Source organism: Paracoccus sp. (in: a-proteobacteria), from assembly GCF_047973135.1.
GTDB lineage: Bacteria > Pseudomonadota > Alphaproteobacteria > Rhodobacterales > Rhodobacteraceae > Paracoccus.
Map to the genome: position 1 here is coordinate 1 of NZ_JBKEBL010000058.1, position 2,372 is coordinate 2,372.

2 protein-coding genes are annotated in these 2,372 nt (G+C 64.9%); both read left to right on the plus strand.

What is annotated here, in order from left to right:
- Positions 1-1,589 (plus strand): DNA polymerase I (gene polA, locus ACK5L9_RS05250; RefSeq protein WP_416910399.1); only part of this gene is annotated, 1,589 nt, incomplete at its 5' end.
- Positions 1,589-2,372 (plus strand): cation diffusion facilitator family transporter (locus ACK5L9_RS05255; protein ID WP_416910400.1); only part of this gene is annotated, 784 nt, incomplete at its 3' end. The genes polA and ACK5L9_RS05255, both read left to right, overlap by 1 nt.

Below are 2,372 nucleotides of genomic sequence, written 5' to 3' on the forward strand. Positions count from 1 at the left end.
CCGATGTGCTGGCGGCGCTGAAACCCGTGCTGGAGGATCCGGCGATCCTCAAGATCGGGCAGAACATCAAATACGACTGGAAGATCATGGCCCGCCACGGCATCCGCATGGAACCGCTGGCCGATACGATGCTGATGTCCTATGCGCTGAATGCGGGCACGCATAATCACGGCATGGACGAACTGGCCGAGCGGTATCTGGGCCATAAATGCATTCCGATCAAGGATTTGATCGGCAGTGGCAAGTCGCAGATCGGTTTCGCGCAGGTGCCGCTTGACAAGGCCACCCCCTATGCCGCCGAGGATGCCGAGGTCACGCTGCGCCTGTGGCAGCATTTCGCGCCGATGCTGCCGGTCGAAAAGGTTACGACCGTCTATCAGACGCTGGAACGCCCGATGGTGCCGGTTCTGGCCGAGATGGAGATGGCGGGGATTCGTGTCGATGGCGACGTGCTGAAACGCATGTCGAATGTGTTCGCGCAGAAAATGGCGCAGCTAGAGGATGAAATTCACGATCTGGCGGGCGAGAAATTCAACGTCGCCAGCCCCAAGCAACTGGGCGAAATCCTGTTCGACAAGATGGGGATCGAGGGCGGCAAACAGGGCAAGACCGGGGCCTATTCCACCAGCGCCGACGTGCTGGAGGATCTGGCCGTCCAGCACGATCTGCCCGCCCGCGTGCTGGACTGGCGGCAGATCGCCAAGCTGAAATCGACCTATACGGATGCCTTGCAGGAACATGTGAACCCCGATACCGGGCGGGTCCACACCAGTTATTCGATTGCCGGGGCGCAGACCGGGCGGCTGGCCTCGACCGACCCGAATTTGCAGAACATTCCGGTCCGCAGCGACGAAGGCCGCCGCATCCGCGAGGCTTTCGTGGCCACGCCGGGGCACCGGCTTGTCAGTCTGGACTACAGCCAGATCGAGCTGCGGATCCTTGCCCATGTCGCCGATATTCCGGCGCTGAAACAGGCGTTCCGCGACGGGATCGACATTCACGCCATGACCGCCAGCCAGATGTTCGGCGTGCCCGTCGAGGGCATGGACCCGATGATCCGCAGGCGCGCCAAGGCAATCAATTTCGGGGTGATCTATGGCATCTCGGGCTTTGGCCTGTCGCGCAACCTGCGCATTCCGCGCGGCGAGGCGCAGGATTTCATCAACACCTATTTCGAACGCTTCCCCGAGATTCGCGGCTATATGGACAAGACGGTCGAGGATGCCAAGCGCGACGGTTTCGTCCGCACCCTGTTCGGGCGGCGCATCAACACGCCCGGCATCAACCAGTCCGGCCCGGCGGCGGGGGGCGCGCGACGCGCGGCGATCAACGCACCGATTCAGGGCGCCGCAGCCGACATCATCCGCCGCGCCATGACCCGCATGCCCGACGCGATCCGCGACCTGCCCGCGACGATGCTGTTGCAGGTCCATGACGAACTGGTCTTCGAGGTGCGCGAGGATGCGGTGGACGCCCTGATCGCCTCCGCGCGCGAGGTGATGGAGAATGCGGCCGAGCCTGCGGTGAAACTGTCCGTGCCGCTGATCGTCGATGCCGGTCAGGGCGCGAACTGGGCCGAGGCGCATTGATGGCCCATTCGCACGGCCACCATCAGCACGCGCATGGCCAGCAGCTCGGGCATGGGCACCATCACGGGCATGGGCACAGCCATGGCGGCGACGGCATGATCGGCTGGGCGGTGCTGATCAATCTGGCGCTGACCGCCGCGCAGATCGGCGGCGGGCTGGTGGCCGATTCCACCGCGCTGATCGCCGACGGGGTGCATAACCTGTCGGATGCGATGGCGTTGGTGCTGGCCTTTGGCGCGCGGCGGCTGGCGCGCCGCCCTTCGACCCCGGACTGGAGCTATGGCTGGGGTCGGGCCGAAATCGTCGCGGCATTCGTCAACTATCTGGCGCTGATCGCGATTTCCCTCTGGCTGGCCATCGAGGCCATGGGCCGGCTGACCCACCCGCCCGAGGTCGGCGGCGGTCTGGTCATGGCGCTGGCAACCCTGGCGCTGATCGTCGATCTGGGCACAGCGGCGCTGGTCTGGCGGCTGTCGAAGGACAGCGTGAATATCCGCGCGGCCTTTCTGCACAATCTGGCCGATGCCGGGGTCTCGGTCGCCGTGCTGATTGGCGGCGCGCTGATCTGGGCCTTTGGCTGGAACCCGGCGGACCCGATCCTGACCCTGGCGATTTCGGCGGTGATCCTGTGGCATGTCAGCATGGAAATCGGCCCGGTCTTTCGCATGCTGATGCTGGCCGCGCCGCCGGGCATCGATCCCCGGATGGTGCTGACCGCGCTGCGCGGGATCGACGGCGTCGACGGCGCCCATCACCTGCATCTGTGGCAGATCGACGAAAAAC